The sequence below is a fragment of the Vibrio sp. D420a genome (assembly GCF_030248625.1).
GTDB lineage: Bacteria > Pseudomonadota > Gammaproteobacteria > Enterobacterales > Vibrionaceae > Vibrio > Vibrio fortis_A.
The window spans coordinates 1-2,933 of sequence record NZ_JAHGAN010000063.1; the positions used below are offsets into that span (position 1 = coordinate 1).

At 51.4% G+C, this 2,933-nt stretch carries 1 rRNA gene; it reads left to right on the forward strand.

Annotation, left to right across the window (positions count from 1 at the left end):
* Positions 1 to 14: 14 nt before the first annotated feature.
* Positions 15 to 2,904, forward strand: a 23S ribosomal RNA gene (locus KI743_RS23375).
* Positions 2,905 to 2,933: the final 29 nt, after the last annotated feature.

Consider the following 2,933-nt stretch of genomic DNA (forward strand, 5'->3'; position numbering starts at 1 on the left):
TCTTCGGGTTGTATGGTTAAGTGACTAAGCGTACACGGTGGATGCCTTGGCAGTCAGAGGCGATGAAGGACGTATTAACTTGCGATAAGCCCAGATTAGGTAGTAAAAACCTTTTGAGTCTGGGATTTCCGAATGGGGAAACCCACTTACATAAGTAAGTATCTTGTTGTGAATACATAGCAGCAAGAGGCAAACCGGGGGAACTGAAACATCTAAGTACCCCGAGGAAGAGAAATCAACCGAGATTCCGAAAGTAGCGGCGAGCGAAATTGGATTAGCCCTTAAGCTTTTAATGATGCAGGTGAAGAGTCTGGAAAGTCTCGCAATAAAGGGTGATAGCCCCGTAACCGACACATCATAATCAGTGAAATCGAGTAGGGCGGGACACGTGATATCCTGTCTGAATATGGGGGGACCATCCTCCAAGGCTAAATACTACTGACTGACCGATAGTGAACCAGTACCGTGAGGGAAAGGCGAAAAGAACCCCTGTGAGGGGAGTGAAATAGAACCTGAAACCGTGTACGTACAAGCAGTAGGAGCCCTTCGAGGGTGACTGCGTACCTTTTGTATAATGGGTCAGCGACTTATATTCAGTGGCAAGGTTAACCGTTTAGGGGAGCCGTAGGGAAACCGAGTCTTAACTGGGCGTTCAGTCTCTGGATATAGACCCGAAACCAGGTGATCTAGCCATGGGCAGGTTGAAGGTTGAGTAACATCAACTGGAGGACCGAACCGACTAATGTTGAAAAATTAGCGGATGACTTGTGGCTAGGGGTGAAAGGCCAATCAAACCTGGAGATAGCTGGTTCTCCCCGAAAGCTATTTAGGTAGCGCCTCGGACGAATACTACTGGGGGTAGAGCACTGTTAAGGCTAGGGGGTCATCCCGACTTACCAACCCTTTGCAAACTCCGAATACCAGTAAGTACTATCCGGGAGACACACGGCGGGTGCTAACGTCCGTCGTGGAGAGGGAAACAACCCAGACCGCCAGCTAAGGTCCCAAAGTATAGCTAAGTGGGAAACGATGTGGGAAGGCTCAGACAGCCAGGATGTTGGCTTAGAAGCAGCCATCATTTAAAGAAAGCGTAATAGCTCACTGGTCGAGTCGGCCTGCGCGGAAGATGTAACGGGGCTAAGCTATACACCGAAGCTGCGGCTGCATACTTTAGTATGCGGGGTAGGGGAGCGTTCTGTAAGCCGTTGAAGGTGGTCTGTAAGGGCTGCTGGAGGTATCAGAAGTGCGAATGCTGACATGAGTAACGATAAAGGGAGTGAAAAACTCCCTCGCCGGAAGACCAAGGGTTCCTGTCCAACGTTAATCGGGGCAGGGTAAGTCGACCCCTAAGGCGAGGCCGAAAGGCGTAGTCGATGGGAAACGGGTTAATATTCCCGTACTTCTTACAATTGCGATGGGGGGACGGAGAAGGCTAGGTGGGCCTGGCGACGGTTGTCCAGGTTCAAGTACGTAGGCGGAAGAGTTAGGTAAATCCGGCTCTTCATTAACGCTGAGATACGATGTCGAGCCACTACGGTGGTGAAGTCATTGATGCCATGCTTCCAGGAAAAGCCTCTAAGCTTCAGATTGTAAGGAATCGTACCCCAAACCGACACAGGTGGTCGGGTAGAGAATACCAAGGCGCTTGAGAGAACTCGGGTGAAGGAACTAGGCAAAATGGTACCGTAACTTCGGGAGAAGGTACGCTCTTATCGGTGAAGTCCCTTGCGGATGGAGCTGACGAGAGTCGCAGATACCAGGTGGCTGCAACTGTTTATTAAAAACACAGCACTGTGCAAAATCGTAAGATGACGTATACGGTGTGACGCCTGCCCGGTGCCGGAAGGTTAATTGATGGGGTTAGACTTCGGTCGAAGCTCTTGATCGAAGCCCCGGTAAACGGCGGCCGTAACTATAACGGTCCTAAGGTAGCGAAATTCCTTGTCGGGTAAGTTCCGACCTGCACGAATGGCGTAATGATGGCCACGCTGTCTCCACCCGAGACTCAGTGAAATTGAAATCGCTGTGAAGATGCAGTGTACCCGCGGCTAGACGGAAAGACCCCGTGAACCTTTACTACAGCTTGGCACTGAACATTGACCCTACATGTGTAGGATAGGTGGGAGACTTTGAAACCGCGTCGCTAGATGTGGTGGAGTCGTCCTTGAAATACCACCCTTGTAGTGTTGATGTTCTAACGTTGGTCCCTGAATCGGGATTACGGACAGTGCCTGGTGGGTAGTTTGACTGGGGCGGTCTCCTCCCAAAGAGTAACGGAGGAGCACGAAGGTGGGCTAATCACGGTTGGACATCGTGAGGTTAGTGCAATGGCATAAGCCCGCTTGACTGCGAGAATGACAATTCGAGCAGGTGCGAAAGCAGGTCATAGTGATCCGGTGGTTCTGAATGGAAGGGCCATCGCTCAACGGATAAAAGGTACTCCGGGGATAACAGGCTGATACCGCCCAAGAGTTCATATCGACGGCGGTGTTTGGCACCTCGATGTCGGCTCATCACATCCTGGGGCTGAAGTCGGTCCCAAGGGTATGGCTGTTCGCCATTTAAAGTGGTACGCGAGCTGGGTTTAGAACGTCGTGAGACAGTTCGGTCCCTATCTGCCGTGGGCGTTGGAAGATTGAAGGGGGCTGCTCCTAGTACGAGAGGACCGGAGTGGACGAACCTCTGGTGTTCGGGTTGTCATGCCAATGGCATTGCCCGGTAGCTAAGTTCGGAATCGATAACCGCTGAAAGCATCTAAGCGGGAAGCGAGCCCTGAGATGAGTCTTCCCTGGCGCTTTAAGCGTCCTAAAGGGTTGTTCAAGACTAGAACGTTGATAGGCAGGGTGTGTAAGCGCTGTGAGGCGTTGAGCTAACCTGTACTAATTGCCCGTGAGGCTTAACCATACAACACCCAAGGGGTTTTGATGGACTCA